Below are 20,205 nucleotides of genomic sequence, written 5' to 3' on the forward strand. Positions count from 1 at the left end.
TCAAACAGCGTGCCGCACAAAACACTGCTCCACCACCGATTTGCCCCACTGCTGCCCCTCCTGTTCCGACTCCAGCACAAAGCCCGCGTTTTCATAGAGCTTGCGCGCCACATCCAGGCCCTTGAACGTCCACAGCCGCACCGCCGGGAACCGGTGCCCGTCACAGAAATCCAGCGCCTCTTTCAACAACCGTTTACCCAAGCCCTGGCCGTGGGCAGACGGGTCGAGGATGAAGCAGCGCAGGGTCGCCTCGCCGTTTTCGCCCTCGCCATCAATCGCGATCGAACCGACGATCTGCTCTGCGTCCAGCACTGCCCAGACTTGGTTGCGCGGGTTGGCCAGGCGCCCCATCAACTCGGCCATGTCCGCCGCCACCAGGCTTTCAAACGGCTGGCCAAAATTCGCATGCTGGGCGTAGTACTCGGCGTGCATCTGCGCGATACGCCCGATGATGCCTGGCCGGTAGCCATGGGCAATGCGGTAGTGCCTCGGCTGCCGGGCGCCAGTACGTTGGGTTTGCAGGGCTGCGGCGTATTGATCGAGCCCACGGCTGACGGCCTGTTGCTGTTCGCTGGACAAGTCGCCAATCGCCTCGCCCACCTGGCGCCGGGCAAACGTTTCGATGTCGCGTAACGTCTTCTGGCCTCGTGTGGTGAGCCGCAACTTTTTCGAACGGGCATCGTCCTCGTTGGCAAACTCTTCCAGCTCGCCCGCCTCGACCAGCTTGCGCACCATGCGGCTCACCGACGACTTTTCCAGCCCCAGCAACATGACCAGTTCAACCGCTGTCAGCGCGCCACGCTCGCCGATTTCAACAATCGTGTGCACCGATGACGGTGGGTAACTGCTGGCCGCCAACTTCGGCTGCATGAAGCCCAGCTCTCGCACCATAAGACGCGAGGCACAGCGGATCTGATCGATAAGGTCTGGCTTGGAACGGTTCACGGGGGGAAACCTCTTGCCCGAATGATGAGGGACATAGTTGTACCGCACAACCAAATACAGATCAATCTCCCAACCTGCAAACCACTGAGGTACATTCCCTCCCCACGGACAACAGATCATTCTCAAATGAACGGAGTCATCGCGTGTTTTCGATTTTTCGCCGCCAACGCCTTACCACCCTCTCGCTGATCACCGCCGCCCTCACCCTCGCCGCCTGCCACAGCGCCACCGCGCCGGAACTGCCGCCCGCCCCGGAGCTCGGCTCGGGCTATCGCACCGACATGAGCCCCCGCCACGCCGAGCGCCACATGGCCGCCGCCGCCAACCCGCTGGCCGCCGAAGCCGGGCGCGAGATATTGCGCAAGGGCGGCTCGGCCATCGACGCCGCGATTGCCATGCAGGCCGTGCTGACCCTGGTGGAGCCGCAGTCCTCCGGGATCGGCGGCGGCGCGTTCATCATGCTGTGGGACGGCAAGCAGGTGCACGCCTACGACGGTCGCGAAACCGCACCGGCGGGCGCTACCGAGCGGTTGTTCCTCAACGCCGATGGCACGCCGATGTCGTTCCCGCAGGCGCAGATTGGCGGGCGTTCGGTGGCCACCCCGGGGGTGTTGCGTGCCCTGGAAATGGCCCATAAAAAGACCGGCCACCTGCAATGGGCCAAACTGTTTGAGCCGGCCATTCGCCTGGCCGAAGAGGGTTTCCCGATCTCTGCGCGCCTGCACAGCCTGATTGCCGCTGACCGCTACATCAGCCGCTCGCCGGAAATGACCGCGTACTTCCTGAATGCCGACGGCAGCCCGAAGGCCACCGGTACGCTGCTGAAAAACCCGGCGCTGGCCAACGTGTTCAAGCGCATCGCCAAGGAAGGGCCGGACGCGCTGTACTACGGCCCGATTGCCGACGAAATCACCCGCAAGGTACAAGGCAACAGCAACGCCGGCAGCCTGACGCTGACCGACCTCAAGGGCTACAGCGCAGTTGAGCGGGCGCCGTTGTGCACCGACTACAAACGCTGGAAAGTCTGCGGCATGCCGCCGCCGTCGTCGGGCGGGATCGCCATTGCGCAGATCCTCGGCACGTTGCAGGCCCTGGAAACCCGCGACCCGCGTATGACGCTTGGGCTGTTGAAGCCGGTGAAGAACGACTCCCCGGCCGGCCTGGAACCGGTGCCTGAAGCGGTGCATCTGATCGCCGAGGCCGACCGCCTGGCCTATGCCGACCGCGCCCAGTACGTGGCGGATTCCGACTACGTGCCGGTGCCGGTGGCCGGGCTGGTCGCGCCGGACTATCTGGCCGGCCGTGCCGCATTGATTGGTGAGCGCAGCATGGGCGTCGCCAAGCCGGGCAAGCCTGCGGGAATTGAAGTGGCCTACGCGCCGGATCGCTCGCCGTTGCGCATTTCCACCTCGCAAGTGGTGGCAGTGGATGACGTGGGTGGCGCGGTGTCGATGACCACCACGGTGGAGTCCGCATTCGGTTCCCATGTAATGGTCCAGGGCTTTTTGCTGAATAACCAGATGACCGACTTCTCCTTCATCCCCGAAGAGAACGGCCAGCCGGTGGCCAACCGGATCGAGCCGGGCAAGCGCCCGCGTTCGTCGATGGCACCGACCCTGGTGTTTGATCGCCAGAGCGGTGAGTGGGTGGCCACGGTGGGTTCGCCGGGCGGTTCGCAGATCATCGAATATGTGAGCAAATCCCTGGTGGCCATGCTCGACTGGAACCTCGACCCGCAAGCGGCCGTCGGCCTGCCCAACTTCGGCAGCCGCAACGGCGCGACCGAGCTGGAAGCCGGGTTGTTCAGTGCTCAGCTGAAACAGGCACTGAAGGACAAGGGCCACGCCCTGAGCGAAATCGACATGACCAGCGGCGCCCAGGCGATCGTCCGGGTGCGCGATGCGCAAGGCAAGGCGTCGTTGGTCGGCGGGGCTGATCCACGCCGTGAAGGCGAAGCGCTGGGGGATTGAATTGACTCACTGGAGAGCTGCGCGTGCACAAGGCAAATAACCTCGGCGCCCTGGCTGGCGTCGACCATGGGTTTTGTACGATTGACGATCCATTGCGGCCCGACGAGGTGTTCATCTGCAAGCAGGTGCACAGCGCCACGACCATTGAATGGCACCCGGAGCTTACGCCCAACACGGTGGAGGCTGACGGGGTTTTCAGCCGGGATGTGCAGCCGATTGCGGTGATCACCGCCGATTGCCTACCGTTGCTGATGGCCTCGGAGAGCGGGGATTTTGTCGCGGCGATTCATGGCGGCTGGAAGGGGCTGCAAGGCGGGATCATCGCCAATGCCATGCAACGGTTTACCGCCGAGGGAGTGGCGTTGGACCAGTTGCGGATTGCGATCGGGCCGTCGATCAAGCCGTGTTGTTATGAGGTGAGTGGCGAGTTTGTGGCGCAGTTGCAGGCGAGTCAGGGGCATTTGTGGCGGGATGGAAATGCGCCGTGGACGTTTGAGCAGCCGGGGCCGTTGTTGGCACCGGAGATTCAGCCGCCAGAACCCAGGCAGGCGTTGAGTGCGTGGTTTGATTTGGGCCGGTATGCGCTGATCTTGCTGGAGGCGGCAGGGATAAAACCTGAGCAGGTTGAAGTGAGCGAGGTGTGTACGTATTGCACCTCGCCTGCATTTGCGAGTTACCGCCGAAGGACCCATGACAGTACGGAGCGCAAGACGTTGTTGTATTCGTGGATTTCGCGAAAAACGCAACGATAAAGCGGCCGAATACAACCTCCCCGGCAACACCATATTTGTGGCGAGGGAGCTTGCTCCCGTTGGGGTGCGAAGCGCCCCCAGAATGAGCTGATGCGTTTTTTCAGCAAGAGCACCAAACTCAGTTTCAGGGCTGCTGCGCAGCCCAACGGGAGCAAGCTCCCTCGCCACAATGGAGTCGCGCTCATGAAAAAGTAATCGGCGCTCCCAAGTCTAACGCCGTAAAAATCACCGGCTGATCTTCAACCCCTTGCGCCCCGCATGCCGCTCCAGCGCCAGCTCGATCAACCGGCTCACCAGCTCGCTGTAGCTCATGCCAGCCGCCTGCCATAATTTCGGATACATGCTGATGCGCGTAAAGCCCGGCAACGAGTTGATCTCGTTGATCAGCACCTCCCCCTCATCCGTCAGAAACACATCCACCCGCGCCAGCCCGGCACAGCCCAGGGTTTCGAACGCTTCGATAGCCAACGCACGAATGCGCTCGCTGGCTTCAACGCTGATATCCGCCGGCACCACCACCTGGGCCGCCTGGTCATCGATGTATTTGCTGTCGTAGGAGTAGAAACCGTCCCGTACCACGATCTCGCCGCAACCACTGGCGATGGGATTCTCGTTGCCCAACACGGCGCATTCGATTTCCCGGCCTTTGACCGCCGACTCCACCAGCACCTTTTCATCAAACCCGAGGGCCAGTTCTACGGCGGCATGATATTCAGCCTCGCTGCCCACCTTGCTCACACCCACGGACGAACCCTGGTTCGCCGGTTTCACGAACATCGGCACTCCGAGTTTCTGCCGGGCTTGTTCGAAGGTGGTTCGCGCCGCCGTGCGACGGTTGAGGGTAATGAACGGCGTCACGGCAATCCCGGCATCGCGCAGCAGGCGTTTGCTGATGTCCTTGTCCATGCACACCGCCGAGCCCAGCACGTCGGAGCCGACAAACGGCAAGTCGGCCATGCGCAGCAGGCCTTGCAGGCAGCCGTCTTCGCCGAGGGTGCCGTGGACGATCGGGAAGATCACATCGACATGTTCCAGCGAGGCCTGGCTGGCGGTTTCCACCAGTTGCTGGCTGGCCTTGCCCGGCACCACGGCCAGTTCACGATTGGATTGATTGAGGGCGATCAGCGCCGGGTTTTCTTCGTTGAGCAGAAAGCCCGAGGTGTCGTTGAGGTGCCAGTGGCCGGCCTTGTCGATGCCGATCAGGATCGGCTCAAAGCGCGAACGGTCCAGTGCATCGACGATGTTGCGCGCCGATTGCAGCGACACTTCGTGCTCGGCCGAACGGCCACCAAAAATAATCCCTACCCGCAGCTTGCTCATGATCGGCCTCACGTTTGAAAGTAAGGCTTCTTACCATGAGCCGTCAGCGATTCGCTACCAGCGTGGCCCCGAACAGTACGTAACAACCGCCGGCAAACCGGTCCAGCCACTTGCGCGAGCGGGCATAGACGTTGGCCATCCGCTCACTGGAAAACACCAGTGCCACGCAGGAGTACCAACTGAATGACAAGGTCGCCATGGTGATCACGGCCAGGGTCAGCAGCGTCGGCGAGGGTGATTGGGGCATGGTGGATGCAAAGATCGTCGCGACGAACAGCGCCGCCTTGGGGTTGGACAGGTTGCCCAGCAAACCCAGGCGCCAGGCGGAGAACAGTGAACGCCGAGGTTCGTCGGGCAGCAGGTTCTGGGCCATCGATGGTGTCGAGCGCCGGAACAGTTTCAACCCCAGGTAGATCAGGTAGCAGCCGCCGATGATTTTGAATGCCAGGTACAACATGGGCGCTGCGGTGAACAGCGACTTGATCCCCAAACCGCCTGCCAGACCCCACATCACGGTGCCGGTGGCCACGCCAGCCGACGCCACCACGCCATGGCGGCGTGAACAACTGGCGGCCAGTTGCGCGGTGTTGAAGAAGTTCGGGCCGGGCGTGACGACCGCGACGGTCCAGAGCAGGGCCAGCGAGACCAGAGGAGCCGCGTAGGCCGGATTGAACAATTCCATTTGGGATTCCGCCGAGGGCAGTGCAGGAATAAGGATCATATGCCCGGTACCCGCCCTGCACAATCGTACAAGACCCCGGCAGACAGCGGATTCAGACTGGGTTACCGTATTTCCATCTCTTTGCGCGACAACTCATCATGGCGACCAATATCGACTGGCTGCACCGCGCGCCCCACGCCAGTGGCCTGGAGCGCATCGAGGCGTATTTTGCCGGGTTTGGCTTCGACCCCCATCGCCACGACACCTATGCCATCGGCCGTACCCTGTTCGGTGTGCAGAGCTTTCACTATCGCGGCGGCATGACCCACAGCCTGCCGGGGCGGACCATGGTGATCCATCCCGATGAAGTGCATGACGGCTGGGCCGGCAGCGAGGAAGGTTTCAAATACCGGATGATTTACGTGGAGCCGGCGCTGATCCAGCAGGTGCTGGGCGGCAAGCCGTTGCCGTTCATCCCCGGCGGACTGTCCAGCGACCCGTGGCTGTACCGCGCCAGTGAAGTGTTGCTGCAAAGCCTGGATTGCCCGATCGATCCGTTGCAGGAACAGGACGCGATGTTTGACCTGGCCCAGGCGCTGAATAACGCGTCGGGCATCACGGTGAATCGCAAGACCTTCGACTACCGCGCCGCCGAACGCGCGCGGGAATTTATCCACAGCGCCTTGGGCCGGCCGATCACCCTCGATGAAATGGCGGAATACGCCAACCGCGACCGCTGGGCGTTGTCGCGGGATTTTCGGTTGTTGTTTGGCACCAGCCCCTATCGCTACCTGACCATGCGTCGCCTGGACCTGGTGCGCAGTTTGCTGGGCCAGGGCCAGTCACTGGTGGATGCGGCACTGACCGCCGGTTTCACCGACCAGAGCCACATGACCCGCCAGTTCCGCAGCACTTTCGGCATGCCGCCGTCGCGCTGGGTGAAGATGCTCGGGCGCTGAAATCCCGCCTTGAAATGCGATCAACCTGTAGGAGCTGGCTTGCCTGCGATAGCGGTGGATCAGTTAATAAATTGTTGGCTGACACTCCGCTATCGCAGGCAAGCCAGCTCCTACAGTTGAACTATGTCGCTGCCGAAATCGTATTCGACGCTGGGGCTCGCTCTTTAAGTGCTAACGCCAGCACTGCCCCCGCCAGGGCAATCGCCGCGCTCCACCACAACGCCAGCTCAATCCCGCCCGCCTGCGCCGCGCCCGTCGACCCACCGGCGTTCGCCAACGACACCAGCAACGCCAGCCCCAACGCACCGCCAATCTGCTGGCTGGTGGACGCCATGCCTGCCGCCACACCCTGCTCGCCCGGCCGGATGCCCAGCCCGGCGGCCACCCACATCACCGTCCAGGTCATGCCCTGGCCAATACTCAGGATGAAAATCCCCGGCAGCAACGACCAGAACCCCGCCCCCGTCGGCAACGCCACACATACCAAAGCGATACCCACCGCGCCCGCCAACTGGCCGCTGACCAGGGTGTTGCGCAACCCCAGCCGCGCCAATGAACGCTCCGCCAGCCAGATACCCGCGGTGCACACCAGCGTCGCCGGCAAAAACGCCAACCCCGCCTGCAACACGCTATAGCCGTAGACCTGCTGGTAATACACCGCCAAAAAGTAGTACTGCACGCCAAAGCTGCTCATGAACACCGCCGTCAACACCATGGCCATGCGCAACTCGCGATAGCCCAACAAGCGTAGCGGCATCAGGGGATCACGGCCCCGGTGTTCGATCCACCCAAACAATCCGAGCAGCGCCAGCGCCAGGGCCATGCAGCCCAGGGTCGACGGTGCCGCCCAACCCCACTCCGGCCCCTGCACCAGGGAGAACACCAGCAAGGTGCCGCCCAGCGTCACGGTCAACGCACCGCTGATATCAAAGTTGCGCCCGCGGGCCCGCTCGCCATCGGCGGGAATCCAGTAGCGCGCCGCCAGGGCGCAGGCGCCGGCCAACGGCACGTTCACCAGGAACACCGCTTCCCAGCCCCAGGCCTGGGTCAGCACGCCGCCGAGCAACGCGCCCAATGCCAGGCCCGCCGCAGACGCCGCGCTCCACACGGCAAACGCCCGATTACGCGCGGGCCCTTCGGCGTAGTGGGTGTTGATCAGCGCCAGCGTGGCCGGGAACAACAGCGCCCCACCCACACCCTGCACCGCCCGCGCCAGCACCAGCAGCAAGGCGCTGCCACCGAGCACCGCCGCCAGGGAAGACAGCGCATACAGCGACTGGCCAAGCATGTACAAGCGCCGCTTGCCCAACAGGTCCGCCGCCCGACCGCCCAGCAACAGGAAGCCACCAAACGCCACGCTGTAGGCACTGACCACCCACTGCAATTGCTGGGCAGAAAAACCCAGGTGGCTGCCGATTTGCGGCAGCGCGACAAACACGATGGTCGCGTCGAGGGCGATGATCAGTTGCGCGGTTGCCAGCAGCAACAGCATCCAGCCAGAGGGTCGAGAAGAAGACATCACAGTGTCCTGCCTGAAAATGAGAGGCGCCAGTTTCTTTCATGCCCAACAGATGATAAATACCCCTATCACTCTTTCAGTAATGACTTTAATCATGGATCTGAATGCTGTTCGCCTGCTGGTGCGCGTCGCCGAAACCCGCAGTTTCACTCGCGCCGCCGGAGACCTGGGGCTGACCCAATCGGGCTTGTCCCGGGCCATTTCCCGGCTGGAAAACCAGCTGGGTGTGCGCCTGCTGCAACGCAACACCCGCAGCGTCAGCCTCACGCCCGACGGGCAGATGCTGTATGAACGCAGCGCGCCGCTGCTGGCTGAACTGGCCGAAGCCGAGCGGCAAATGCTCGACCGCCGTGCCTCACCGTCCGGTTTGCTGAAGATCAGCACGCCCTCGTTGTTTGGCCGCAAGGTGGTGATGCCGGTGATCGGCGAGCTGACCCTGCAATACCCCGATCTGCGCATTGAAGCGGTAATGACCGACCGCCTGGTGGACATCGTCGACGAAGGCTTTGACGCCTTGCTGCGCACCGGCGACATCCAGGACCAACGCCTGATCGCCCGGGCACTGCCACCGCTGCGCTGGGTCACCGTCGCCGCCCCGGCTTATCTCGCGCGTTTTGGTACGCCGCAGACCGTCGATGAACTCCAGGACCACAATTGCCTGACCGTGCGTAACCTGCGTACCAGCCGGCTGGTGGACTGGCAGTTCATGCTCGATGGCAGGGTGCAGGACGTGAGTGTCGAGGGGCGGTTGATCTTTGATATCGGCGATGCGCTGGTGGACGGCGCGCTGGGCGGATTCGGCATCGCCCAGGTGATGGACTTTGCGGTGCGGGAAGATCTGGCGGCCGGGCGCCTTGTGCCCTTGCTGGAGGAATTTGCCGGGCGCAGTCGGGCGATATCGCTGGTGTATCCGCCATCGCGGCAGTACTCGCCGAAGTTGATGGCGTTTGCCGAGGCACTCAGCAAAGCCCAGTGGTAACACAACCTTTGTGGCGAGGGAGCTTGCTCCCGCTCGGCTGCGCAGCAGTCGTATATCTACCGACCAAGTGTATTGGCAGGAAACAATGGGACCGCTTCGCGCTCCAGCGGGAGCAAGCTCCCTCGCCACAAAACCAGGCTGTACCGGAAGAATTGGCACTGGGCTTAAAGCTGTCGCCCATCAATCGGCTCACCAATCGTCAGGAAATGCCCGCCCGCCACATGGTGCAAGGTACGCAGCGCATCCTGCCCTTCGAAATGCCAGCGACCGTCGCTGAATACGCGCTCATCAGCCTGGGCGGCCACCACTTCGGCGAGGAACAGATCGTAGGTCTGCTGGTTATGCGGTTCCGGCAGCAAGCGGCATTCCAGCCACGCCACGCAGCCTTCAAGCATCGGCGCTTCGGTGTGTTCGCCGCTGAACGTCTGCAAGTCATATGCGGCGAACTTGTCGGTCTCGCTGCCGGTGGTGTTGCCCACGGTCTGCACGATATCGGCCTGGGCCGCACACGGTACGTTGAGCACGAAAGTGCCGGCGCCTTCGAGCAGTTGCCGGGTCCAGGTGGCCTTATCCAGCACGACGGCGACTTTGGGCGGCTCGAAATCCAGCGGCATCGCCCATGCCGCGGCCATGATGTTGCGCTGGCCGTTGTGCGCGGCGCTGACCAGTACGGTCGGGCCGTGGTTGAGCAAGCGGTAGGCCTTGGACAGCGGGACGGGACGGCGATGGTTAGGGCTCATGGACGAAAGGCTCGGAAAAAAAACCTACGATACCTCAAGCATGAGCCCGGGTGACTAGCTGCTCAGTTGATTGGCGAATTGCCCTACAGCGCTGACCACTTTCTGGGCGCCGTCCTGGATCTCGACGATCACCGTGCCCGCCTCGGCCGCCAATGCCAGCCCTTGCTCGGCCTGCAGGCGGCCATCGGTCATCAGCGCCACTGCATCGCGGGCCATGTCCTGGTTCTGGCGCACCACGCCGACGATTTCCTCGGTGGCCTTGCTGGTACGCGACGCCAGTTGCCGAACCTCATCGGCCACCACCGCAAAACCACGGCCTTGCTCACCGGCACGGGCGGCTTCGATGGCGGCGTTGAGTGCCAGCAGGTTGGTCTGCTCGGCGATGCCGCTGATGGTCTTGACGATGCTGCCAATCACCTGGGACTGGGCGTTCAGCGCTTCAATGCCCTCACCCGCCTGCTCCATGTGCTTGGCCAGGTCGCGCATCACCTCCACCGCCTGGGTGACCACGGTGGTGCCGCGCTGGGCGCTGCTGTCGGTGTGCAGCGAGGTGCTGTAGGCGATGTTGGCCGCGTCGGCCACGGCCTGTTCCTGGTTGACCTGGTCGGTGATCACCGTGGCGAACTTGACCACTTTGTACAGCCGCTCGTTGGCGTCAAGCACCGGGTTATACGAAGCCTCCAGCCACACTACACGCCCGTGGCTGTCCACCCGCTTGAAGCGCCCCGCGACGAATTCACCGGCGTTCAGGCGCTTCCAGAACTGCTGGTACTCGACGCTGCCGGCATCCTGCGGCTCACAGAATATCCGGTGATGTTTGCCCTGGATCTGCGCCAGGCTGTAACCCATGCCGTTGAGGAAACGGTCGTTGGCCGTCAGCACATTACCGTTGAGGTCGAACTCGATCACTGCCGTGGAACGCACCAGCGCGGTGATCAGGTTTTCGTGCTCGCGGGACGCCTCGATGGTGCGGGTCAGGTCGCTGGAGTACATCGAAATATGCTTGATACGCCCGTCACTGCCACGCACCGGTTGCACGATGGAGCGCAGCCACGCCTCATTGCCGTTGCCGCGCATCAGGCGTACGGAACCGGCGAAGTGTTCGCCACGCACCAGGGCGTTCGTGAAGCGCAGTTGAAAGGTGTCGTGCTTGACGTGCGCCGGCACCAGATCCTCGATCAGGCGGCCTTGCAGCTGGCTTGCCTGGTAAGCCATCTCTTGAAGGAAGATGGCATTGACGGACTCGATGCGCCCTTCGGGATCCAGGGTCAGGGCCATCATTTCGATTTCCAGGCTCTCCTTGACCTGCTGCAAACTGGATAATTCTTCGCGAAGAGCAGACAGCTCCTGCTTGAGACGGGTGTTGAACATGGAGGCACCGGTGGGCAAATGAGGGCGGGATCTGACCTGCATCGGCGCTGCCGGCATTTTCTTAAGAGAGCTTTAGCCCATTGCCCAACTATATTTTTTCAGCCCCTCAACTGCCGTTGTTACGGCAGATGCCCATCACTTGGTAGTGGAGCGTGTTGAGCTTGCCGGTGGAGTCTTCGTAGGTCATGCGTGACGGCACCGCACTGCACGAGCGGATCGGCGGCGTGACATTCACCACCCTGGCAATGTCCAGCTTCATGCCGTAGCGATACACCAGCACCTCGGGCGCAGGCTTGCCCTTTCTGGCGGCGTAGGCGGCCATGGCTTGCTCATTGTTTTGCATCAATTGGGCGAAGGTGCGGTCGCCTCCACCTTCGGCCATCGCGCCGGCGGAAACGATCAGGGCCAATGCAGCGACAGTGGTTTTCAGGGTATTCATGAGGGCGTCCTCGTCTGACTTATTGAATTAAAAGTTCAGAGCAAGAATAACTAACCAAGCCTGTCGCAAAGTTCACCGAAAGATTACTTATCCGTTATGTTTTATTGAAATTCCAAAATTGTAATCTGTGCGCCACCTCGCCGTTATCTCGTGTTTGCAACTATCTGCCCGGGCACCATCACAACAAGAATGCCCCATCGATAAGAAGCTGATAGCTGCCACTACCGAGGAGCGCTACATGAGCACTAACCGCACATTTTCACTCTCCATGATTGCCGCCCTGGCGGGGCTCACCCCGCTGTCAGGCATGGCCGTGGAAGAAAACCCCGAAGGGTTTATCGAAGGCAGCACCTTGAACGTGCTGGCCCGCAACTTCTACTTCAACCGCGATGACCGCAAGGGCCAGTCGAGCCCCACCGGCAATGGCTATTCCGAAGCCTGGGCCCAGGGTTTTATCGGCAAGTTCGAATCCGGATTCACTCAGGGTCCGGTGGGTTTCGGCCTCGATGCGTTTGCGATGTATGGCCTGAAACTCGACTCCGGCACCGGTCGCAGCGGCGGCAAGGGCTCGTTCGGCGTACTGCCGGTAGACAGCGACAACCACCCCGAGGACGGCTACAGCAAGCTCGGCGGCGCGGTAAAAGTGCGCCTGCTGGATACCGTGATCAAGGCCGGTGACGTGTTCCCGCTGACCCCGGTGGTGGCCTACGGCGACTCGCGGGTGTTGCCGGAAAGCTTCCGTGGCGTCACCGCGCAAAACACCAGCATTGACGGCTTGAGCTTGCAGGCCGGGCACTTGAGCGGCATGAGCCAGCCCACCCAAAGCGGCATGGATAAAGGCTTCGCGACGTTTTATGCGGGCAAGGTGGATTCACCCTGGATCGGCTATGCCGGCGGCGACTACCAGGTGAACAAACACCTCAGCGTCAGCCTGTACACCAGCCGCCTGAAGGATGCCTGGGACCAGTACTACTTCGGCAGCGCCGCCAGCTACCCGCTGAACGATGACGTGTCGCTGTTTGGCGACTTCAACTACTACAAGGCCGTGGACGAGGGCAAGAAACGCCTTGGCGAGTTCGATAACAACATCTGGAGCGCCAGGCTCGGGGTCAAGGTCGGCGCCCACAGCCTGGCCCTGTCGCACCAGCGCAACAACGGCGATGACGACTTTGACTATCTGCGCATGTCGGACTCGATCTTCCTCAACAACTCGATCCAGTACAGCGACTTCAACTCGCCCAGGGAACGCTCGTGGATGCTCGCCTATAACCTCGACATGCAGGCCTTCGGCATTCCTGGCCTGACCTTCATGACCCGCTATGGCAAAGGTACCGGCGCCGACTACAGCAACGCCAACAGCGTGTACATGCGCCGTGACGCGGCCGGCGACCCGCTGACCGATCAACGCCGCTGGGAGCGGGATATCGAGGCGAAGTACGTGGTGCAGGGCGGTAACTTGAAAGACCTGTCGCTGCGTTTGCGCCAGGCGACCGTTCGCTCAAGTGCCTTTGAGTCGGACTTGGAGGAAGTTCGGTTGATTGTCGAATACCCATTGGCAATTCTGTAAATGAACACAACGGCAAATGCTTACATTCATTTGCCGTTGACTAACATCTGTTCACAAATTGAAGCCTGTCAGAACTGTAATATGCGCCTCACCTTCTCGTTAAGTTGCGCTTCATATACTGGTCACAACTAACGGCACACGCCTTATTTGGAGACACGTCATGAAGCCATCCCACCTGTTATTGATCAGTTTTCTCGGCGCCACTTCCACCCTCGCATTCGCCGACGACGGCGCCGACCGTTCCCGGCAGTTCCTCGCCGAGTTCCGCCAGCAACAGCAACAGGTCCACGGTGAACAGTCCGTGGCCGAGACCGCGCCCGCCGACGCACAGAAGCAGTCGATCTGAACGGCGCACACCGAGCACATTCATCTCTGAAGCTTTTGTGTAGCTCCTTTGGAAAGAGATGAATTTTTAACGCCCCGGATGGGGCGTTTTTTTTGCCCGCCCGTTCTGCAACGCAACAACCAGTCACAAACTGGCTGATTGACCCTGTAGCTACTTCAGCCTTCAGGCTTCGGAAAATTCGAATTTCAGTCTCTCTCTATCAGTAAAAGGTAAATCCCCATGCGTATCCTTGTGGTTGAGGACGAGCAAAAAACCGCCGCCTACCTGCAGCAGGGCCTGACCGAAAGCGGTTACGTGGTCGACTGCGCCGCCAGCGGCGTGGACGGCCTGCACCTGGCCGGGCAACACGCTTATGAACTGGTGATTCTCGATGTAAACCTGCCGGCCAAGGACGGCTGGGAAGTGCTTGAGCAACTGCGCCGCGACAGCAACCAACGGGTGATGATGCTCACAGCCCGTGGCCGGCTGACTGACAAGATCAAGGGCCTGGACATGGGCGCCGATGATTACCTGGTCAAACCCTTCGAATTCCCCGAATTGCTGGCCCGGGTGCGCACGCTGTTGCGCCGCAGCGAGCACATACCGGTGCCGGAAGTCTTCCGCGTGTCGGACCTTGAACTGGACCCGCGCCGCCACCGCGCCTATCGCGGCACCCGGCGCATTGACCTGACCACCAAGGAGTTCGCGCTGCTGCATGTGCTGATGCGTCAGTCCGGCGAAGTGCTGACCCGCACGCAGATTATTTCCCTGGTGTGGGACATGAATTTCGACTGCGACACCAACGTGGTGGAGGTCTCCATCAGCCGCCTGCGGGCCAAGGTCGATGACCAGAGTGACGTCAAGCTGATCCATACCATTCGCGGCGTGGGCTATGTGCTGGAGGCCCGCCAATGAAAGCCAGCAGCCTGTCGATGCGCCTCGGGCTGACGGTGAGCCTGATGGGCGCGGGCCTGGTGGTGCTGCTCGCGACACTGGCCTACCTGGCGCTGACCCACGAGCTTGAGAAACTGGCGCGCAAGGGCCTGGAAAGCAAGATGGAGCAGATCCAGCACAGCATCGCCCTCGGCCTGGACACCCGCGACATAAAGGCCCGCCCGCATTCGCTGATGGACCTGGTGATGGGGCATGACAATTTCTACCTGACCATCGTCGGCACCGCACCCGATGAAGCGGTGCTGCTGAGCGTCGGTGCCAAGCCACAGGAACCGTTGCTGACCGACTTCGCACCACGCCAGACCCTCGGTTACCTGAACTGGGACGACAGCAACGGCAACCAGGTGCTCAGCGCCTCCAGCCTGATGCGCCTGTCCAGCGGCGAACGCGTGCGGGTGCTGCTGTCCCTGGACCGCATGGACGATCAGGCATTGCTCAGTGCTTACCTGCGTTCCACGGTGATCGCCCTGCCGCTGCTGTTGCTGCTGATCGGCATCGGCGCGTGGTGGGTGGTGCAACGCGGGCTCGCACCGCTGCAACAGTTCAGCCGCGTCGCGGCCAAGGTCACCACACAGGATCTGACCCACCGCCTGGCTGTGGATAACTTGCCCAACGAGTTAGGCGAGTTGGCGCAGGGCATCAACTTCATGCTGCAGCGCCTGGATGGCGGTGTGCAGCAGCTGTCGCAGTTCTCCGATGACCTGGCCCATGAACTGCGCGCGCCACTGACCAACTTGATGGGCAAGGCCCAGGTGACGTTGTCCCGAGAGCGCCCGCCCGAGGAGTACAAGGCGGTGCTGGAATCCAGCACCGAAGAAATGGAGCGGCTGGCGCGGATCGTTTCCGACATGCTGTTCCTGGCACAGGTCAGCCACCCGGCGGCGCGGGTTTCGTTTGCACCCGTGTCCCTGGCCGATGAAGCGCGCCGGGTGATGGAGCTGTTTGCGTTGAGTGCCGAAGACAAGCAACTGAGCCTGAGCCTTCACGGTGATGCCTCGGTGCATGGCGACCGCCTGATGATTCAGCGGGCGATTTCCAACTTGTTGTCCAATGCCATCCGGCATACCCCGCACGCTTCCACGGTGTCGTTGCAGGTGGAAACCCACGGGCAGCAAGTCTCGCTGTCGGTGGGCAACCCGGGCCCGGGGATTGAAGCACACCACCTGCCGAACCTGTTCGAGCGTTTCTACCGCGTCGACAGCAGCCGCGCCCGCTCCGAAGGGGGGACCGGGCTGGGGCTGGCCATCGTGCGGTCAATCATGACCCTGCATCAAGGCCTGGCAGAAGTCAGCAGCGAGCCCGGAGATTTCACTGTGTTTCGGTTGGTGTTTCCCCTTCATACCAACGCTATCTGCCAATAAACCATTGTGGTGAGGGAGCTTGCTCCCTCACCACAGGTTATTGGCCAGGCATCGGGCGGTCTTCCTGTTCTTCACGCCGGTGCGCCCAGTGATACAGCGCCGGCAATACCAGCAGGGTCAGCAGCGTCGACGAGATAATCCCGCCAATCACCACCGTCGCCAACGGGCGCTGCACTTCGGCGCCGGTGCCGGTGGCCAGGGCCATGGGGATAAACCCCAGCGACGCCACCAACGCCGTCATCAACACCGGGCGCAAGCGCGTCAGGGCGCCTTCGTTGATGGCCACCGACAATGAGCGCCCCTCTTCCCGCAGGTTGCGAATGAACGCAATCATCACCAACCCGTTCAGCACCGCCACCCCCGACAGCGCGATAAAACCCACGCCCGCCGAGATCGACAACGGAATGTCCCGCAGCCACAGCGCCATGATCCCGCCGGTCAACGCGAAGGGAATCCCGGTGAACACCAGCAGCCCGTCCTTGAGGTTGTTGAACATCATGAACAGCAAGCCGAACACCAGCAGCAATGCCACCGGCACCACGATGCGCAAGCGCTCGGAAGCTTCCTTCAACTGCTCGAACTGGCCGCCCCAGGTGGTCCAGTAGCCCGCGGGGATTTTCACCTGAGTGTCGATGGCCGTCCCGGCTTCCTCGACAAACGAGCCGATATCCCGCCCACGCACGTTGGCGCTGACGATCACCAGGCGCTTGCCGTTTTCACGGCTGATCTGGTTGGGGCCGAGCACCAGGTCCAGGCTGGCGACTTCCGACAGCGCGATAAAACCCAACTGCCCCGCCGCGTTATTCGCCAGCGCCGGGATCGGAATCAACAGCCGCGACAGGCCTTCGATATCGGTGCGCAGCGCATCAGACAAACGCACGACCATATCAAAACGCCGGTCGCCTTCGTACATCGTCCCGGCCTGGCGCCCACCCACGGCGACGGCAATCGTGTCTTGCACATCGCCCACGTTCAGGCCGAAACGCGCGGCCTTGTCGCGGTCGATATTGATGGTCAGCACCGGCAGGCCGGAGGTCTGTTCCACCTTCACTTCAGAGGCGCCCTTGAGGGTTTGCAAGGTCTCGGCGATTTCCCCGGCGGTCTTGTTGAGCACCGCCATGTCGTCACCAAACACCTTCACCGCCACGTCACTGCGCACGCCGGAAATCAGTTCGTTGAAGCGCAGCTGGATCGGTTGCGACAGTTCATACACGCTGCCCGGCACAATCGCACTGGCGCGCTGGATGTCGGCGATGATTGCCTCGCGGGACTTCTTCGGGTCGGGCCACTGGTCCTTGGGCTTGAGCATCACGTAGCTGTCGGAGATGTTCGGCGGCATCGGGTCGGAGGCGATTTCCGCGGTGCCGGTGCGGGCGAATACCCGCTCGATTTCCGGCACCTCGGCCATCAAGGTCTTTTCCAGTTGCTGCTGCATCTGTACCGACTGCGTCAGGCTGGTGCCCGGCACCCGCAACGCTTGTTGGGCGAAATCACCCTCGCTGAGGCTGGGGATAAATTCGCTGCCCATGCGACTGGCCACCAGGCCCGACGCAACGATGGCCAGCACCGCCAGGCCGAACACCAGCGGCCGGCGCGCCATCACCCAATCCAGCACCGGCGCGTAGACACGGCGTGCGCTGCGCATCACCAGGTTTTCCTCTTCCTTGACCTTGCCGGTGACGAACAGCGCAATGGCCGCCGGCACGAAGGTTACGGACAGAATCATTGCCCCCAGCAGCGCGATCACCACGGTGAACGCCATCGGGTGGAACATCTTCCCGGCCACCCCGGTGAGGGCGAAGATCGGCAGGTACACCACCATGATGATCAGTTGCCCGAAGATCAGCGCGCGCCGCGCTTCCTTGGCCGCCGCAAACACTTCATGCAGGCGCTCGCTGCGGGTCAGCAATCGCCCGTGGCGCTGCTGGGTGTGGGCCAGGCGGCGGATGGCGTTTTCGACGATCACCACCGCGCCATCCACGATAATCCCGAAATCCAGCGCGCCGAGGCTCATCAGGTTGGCGCTGACCTTGTTGGTAAACATCCCGGTAAAGGTGAACAACATGGCCAGGGGAATCACCATCGCGGTGATCAGCGCCGCTCGGATATTGCCGAGGAACAGGAACAGCACTGCCACCACCAGCAGCGCCCCTTCGAAGAGGTTTTTCTTCACGGTACTGATGGCTTTTTCCACCAGGTTGGTGCGGTCGTAGACGGTGACGGCCACCACACCTTCAGGCAGCGAACGGTTGATCTCTTCGAGTTTTTTCGCGACCGCCAGGGACACCGTGCGGCTGTTTTCGCCGATCAACATGAACACCGTGCCCAGCACCACTTCGCGGCCATTTTCCGTGGCGGCACCGGTACGCAGCTCGCGGCCAATGTCGACCTGGGCGACGTTGCGCACCCGAATCGGCGTACCGTCGGAGGTAGTGATGACGATGTTGGCAATGTCGTCGATGGACGCGACTTGCCCCGGCGCACGGATCAGCAATTGCTCGCCGCTGCGCTCGATGTAGCCGGCGCCGACGTTGGCGTTGTTGCGCTCCAGCGCCGTGACCAGGTCGCCCAAGGTCAGGTTGTAGGCCGCCAGGCGCTTGGGGTCCGGGGCGATCTGGTATTCCTTGGCAAAGCCGCCGATGGTGTTGATCTCGGCCACCCCCGGCACGTTGCGCAGTTGCGGCTTGATGATCCAGTCCTGGATCACCCGCAGGTCGGTCGGCGTATAGGCTGAGCCGTCCTCCTTGCGCGCGCCGTCTTTCGCCTCCACGGTCCACAGGAAGATTTCCCCGAGCCCGGTGGAGATCGGCCCCATCATGCTTTCGATACCATCGGGGAGTTGCTCGCGAGCCACCTGCAAGCGTTCGTTGACCAACTGGCGGGCGAAGAACAGGTCGGTGCCGTCCTTGAAAATCACCGTGACCTGAGACAAGCCCGAGCGCGACAGCGAGCGGGTCTGCTGCAAGCCCGGCAGCCCGGCCATGGCGGTCTCGATGGGAAAGGTGATGCGCTGCTCGGTTTCCAGCGGCGAAAAACCCGCCGCCGCCGAGTTGATCTGCACCTGGACGTTGGTGATATCCGGCACGGCGTCGATGGGCAATTTCTGATAGCTGGCGATACCGACACCGGCCATCAACAGCACCGCCAACAGCACGATGATGCGCTGCTCGATGGCGAATTGGATAAGGCGCTCAAACATGGGAAATCACTCGCAGGATCAATGGGCGTGCTCGGCCGAGGCCTTGCCCAACTCGGACTTGAGGATGAAGCTGCCGGCGGTGGCCACCTGCGCGCCGGCGTCGAGGCCCTGGCGCACTTCGACGAAGCCGTTTTCGCTGACGCCCAGTTCGATATGCCGGGTCATGAAGCCGTCGCTGGTGCGCACGAACACCGAGGGTTTGTCCTCGACGGTCTGGATCGCCTCCTGGGGGACGGTGACCTTGGCCGGGTAGGTGTCGGTGGCGACCTGCACGGAAACGAACAGCCCTGGACGCCACGAAGCATCAGGGTTCGGCACCGTGACGCGCACGGTGGCCGTGCGGGTCTGCTCCCCCAGCAAGTTGCCGACATAGGCAACGGTGCCGAGCACTTCGGTGCCCATTTCCGAGGAGGTGACCTTCACCGGCTTGCCGACCCGGACCTTGTTCAAATCCTTGGGGAACACGCCGAAGGTGACCCACACCTGGGACAGGTCCGACAGGGTGAAGGCGTTGCTGGTCTCGCTCACCACCTCGCCGACACCCAGGTGTTTTTCCACTACTACGCCGTCGAACGGCGCCCGCAGTTCGTAGCGATTGCCGCCGACCAATACGGCGCTGCCGCTCAGGGCGTTCATCTTTTGCCGGGCATTGTTCAGGGCGATTTCGGCCTCTTGCAGCGCCTGGCGCGCCAGCAGGTAATCCTGTTCGGCGGAGATCTTGTCCTGCCACAACTGGCGCTCGCGCTGGAAGGTGGTGCGGGCCAGTACCACCCGGCGCTCACTGGCCGCCAGTTCACTGCGCTGATCGGAAATCTGCTGGCTGGCGATCACCGCGAGCAGCTCGCCCTTCTTCACCGATTGGCCGAGGTTGACCTGCACCGACTCCACCACGCCGGCAGCACGCGGCACGATGTGGGAGGTGCGGTCTTCGTCGAAACGCACCTCGCCCGGCAGCGAAAGCACAGTGCTGATCTGCCGGGATTGCGCCGGGGCCAGTTGAATACCGGCGGCCTGGATCTGCTGTTCGGTCAGCTCGATCTTGCCTTCCTCTTCCGTCTCTGCCGCACCGCTGATGGCCGGCCACGCCAGCATCAGTGCAACGGCCAGCGCCATCCTGTGTTTGTTGTTCATGGAACGCTCCTGA

The 20,205-nt window shown here is 62.3% G+C and carries 17 protein-coding genes and 1 pseudogene; 8 read left to right on the forward strand and 10 right to left on the reverse strand.

The window, feature by feature from the left end; genetic code table 11:
* Window positions 1–891 (reverse strand): bifunctional helix-turn-helix transcriptional regulator/GNAT family N-acetyltransferase, encoded by an 891-nt coding sequence (locus HX815_RS28610; protein WP_218169032.1) that lies wholly within the window; start codon window positions 889–891, stop codon window positions 1–3.
* 197 nt (window positions 892–1,088) lie between these two features.
* On the opposite strand from HX815_RS28610, the gene ggt reads away from it, so the two are divergent.
* Window positions 1,089–2,915 (forward strand): gamma-glutamyltransferase, encoded by a 1,827-nt coding sequence (gene ggt / locus HX815_RS28615; RefSeq protein WP_102604727.1) that lies wholly within the window; start codon window positions 1,089–1,091, stop codon window positions 2,913–2,915.
* A 23-nt stretch (window positions 2,916–2,938) separates the two neighbouring features.
* Window positions 2,939–3,667, forward strand: coding sequence for a polyphenol oxidase family protein (locus HX815_RS28620; RefSeq protein WP_177029304.1), 729 nt, complete (start codon window positions 2,939–2,941; stop codon window positions 3,665–3,667).
* A 225-nt stretch (window positions 3,668–3,892) separates the two neighbouring features.
* On the opposite strand, the gene ddlA is transcribed toward HX815_RS28620, so the two are convergent.
* Together ddlA and HX815_RS28630 are read right to left on the reverse strand one after the other, a co-directional pair.
* Window positions 3,893–4,987 (reverse strand): D-alanine--D-alanine ligase, encoded by a 1,095-nt coding sequence (gene ddlA, locus HX815_RS28625; RefSeq protein ID WP_008437490.1) that lies wholly within the window; start codon window positions 4,985–4,987, stop codon window positions 3,893–3,895.
* Window positions 4,988–5,030: 43 nt separating this feature from the next.
* The gene (locus tag HX815_RS28630) at window positions 5,031–5,669 is read right to left on the reverse strand and encodes a LysE family translocator (protein ID WP_177029305.1); all 639 of its coding nucleotides are present in this window, start codon (window positions 5,667–5,669) and stop codon (window positions 5,031–5,033) included.
* Between the two features lie 137 nt (window positions 5,670–5,806).
* Between HX815_RS28630 and HX815_RS28635 the strand changes: the two genes are divergently transcribed.
* Entirely contained in the window at window positions 5,807–6,607 is an 801-nt protein-coding gene (locus HX815_RS28635) for an AraC family transcriptional regulator (protein ID WP_003214430.1), read from the forward strand.
* A 121-nt stretch (window positions 6,608–6,728) separates the two neighbouring features.
* Here HX815_RS28635 and HX815_RS28640 read toward each other — a convergent pair whose 3' ends face one another.
* Window positions 6,729–8,099 (reverse strand): MFS transporter, encoded by a 1,371-nt coding sequence (locus tag HX815_RS28640; protein WP_371136013.1) that lies wholly within the window; start codon window positions 8,097–8,099, stop codon window positions 6,729–6,731.
* Between the two features lie 121 nt (window positions 8,100–8,220).
* Between HX815_RS28640 and HX815_RS28645 the strand changes: the two genes are divergently transcribed.
* Window positions 8,221–9,105 carry a LysR family transcriptional regulator gene (locus HX815_RS28645; RefSeq protein WP_102368105.1) on the forward strand — a complete coding sequence of 295 codons (885 nt, stop codon included), beginning with the start codon at window positions 8,221–8,223 and terminating at the stop codon, window positions 9,103–9,105.
* Between the two features lie 164 nt (window positions 9,106–9,269).
* On the opposite strand, the gene HX815_RS28650 is transcribed toward HX815_RS28645, so the two are convergent.
* From HX815_RS28650 to HX815_RS28660, 4 genes and pseudogenes are all read right to left on the reverse strand, one after another.
* Window positions 9,270–9,845 carry a flavin reductase family protein gene (locus HX815_RS28650; protein WP_003214424.1) on the reverse strand — a complete coding sequence of 192 codons (576 nt, stop codon included), beginning with the start codon at window positions 9,843–9,845 and terminating at the stop codon, window positions 9,270–9,272.
* Between the two features lie 54 nt (window positions 9,846–9,899).
* Window positions 9,900–10,331: a methyl-accepting chemotaxis protein gene (locus tag HX815_RS32035; protein ID WP_371132413.1), complete on the reverse strand. Its 432-nt coding sequence runs from the start codon at window positions 10,329–10,331 to the stop codon at window positions 9,900–9,902.
* 108 nt (window positions 10,332–10,439) lie between these two features.
* Window positions 10,440–11,273, reverse strand: a pseudogene (locus HX815_RS32040) (PAS domain-containing protein); the annotation flags it as partial.
* Between the two features lie 49 nt (window positions 11,274–11,322).
* The gene (locus HX815_RS28660; protein ID WP_177029308.1) at window positions 11,323–11,655 is read right to left on the reverse strand and encodes a DUF2790 domain-containing protein; all 333 of its coding nucleotides are present in this window, start codon (window positions 11,653–11,655) and stop codon (window positions 11,323–11,325) included.
* Between the two features lie 238 nt (window positions 11,656–11,893).
* On the opposite strand from HX815_RS28660, the gene HX815_RS28665 reads away from it, so the two are divergent.
* From HX815_RS28665 to HX815_RS28680, 4 genes are all read left to right on the forward strand, one after another.
* Window positions 11,894–13,222, forward strand: coding sequence for an OprD family porin (locus HX815_RS28665; RefSeq protein WP_177029309.1), 1,329 nt, complete (start codon window positions 11,894–11,896; stop codon window positions 13,220–13,222).
* A 160-nt stretch (window positions 13,223–13,382) separates the two neighbouring features.
* Window positions 13,383–13,568, forward strand: coding sequence for a hypothetical protein (locus HX815_RS28670; protein WP_008437498.1), 186 nt, complete (start codon window positions 13,383–13,385; stop codon window positions 13,566–13,568).
* A gap of 219 nt (window positions 13,569–13,787) precedes the next feature.
* Entirely contained in the window at window positions 13,788–14,462 is a 675-nt protein-coding gene (locus HX815_RS28675; protein WP_003214417.1) for a heavy metal response regulator transcription factor, read from the forward strand.
* The gene (locus tag HX815_RS28680; protein ID WP_177029310.1) at window positions 14,459–15,862 is read left to right on the forward strand and encodes a heavy metal sensor histidine kinase; all 1,404 of its coding nucleotides are present in this window, start codon (window positions 14,459–14,461) and stop codon (window positions 15,860–15,862) included. The genes HX815_RS28675 and HX815_RS28680 overlap by 4 nt, the downstream gene beginning before the upstream one ends.
* 37 nt (window positions 15,863–15,899) lie before the next feature.
* On the opposite strand, the gene HX815_RS28685 is transcribed toward HX815_RS28680, so the two are convergent.
* Complete coding sequence (locus HX815_RS28685; RefSeq protein ID WP_177029311.1) at window positions 15,900–19,061, reverse strand: CusA/CzcA family heavy metal efflux RND transporter; 3,162 nt, start codon at window positions 19,059–19,061, stop codon at window positions 15,900–15,902.
* Between the two features lie 18 nt (window positions 19,062–19,079).
* Window positions 19,080–20,192 carry an efflux RND transporter periplasmic adaptor subunit gene (locus HX815_RS28690; RefSeq protein ID WP_177029312.1) on the reverse strand — a complete coding sequence of 371 codons (1,113 nt, stop codon included), beginning with the start codon at window positions 20,190–20,192 and terminating at the stop codon, window positions 19,080–19,082.
* Window positions 20,193–20,205 lie beyond the last annotated feature (13 nt).

The organism is Pseudomonas sp. E6002 (assembly GCF_013385565.1).
GTDB lineage: Bacteria > Pseudomonadota > Gammaproteobacteria > Pseudomonadales > Pseudomonadaceae > Aquipseudomonas.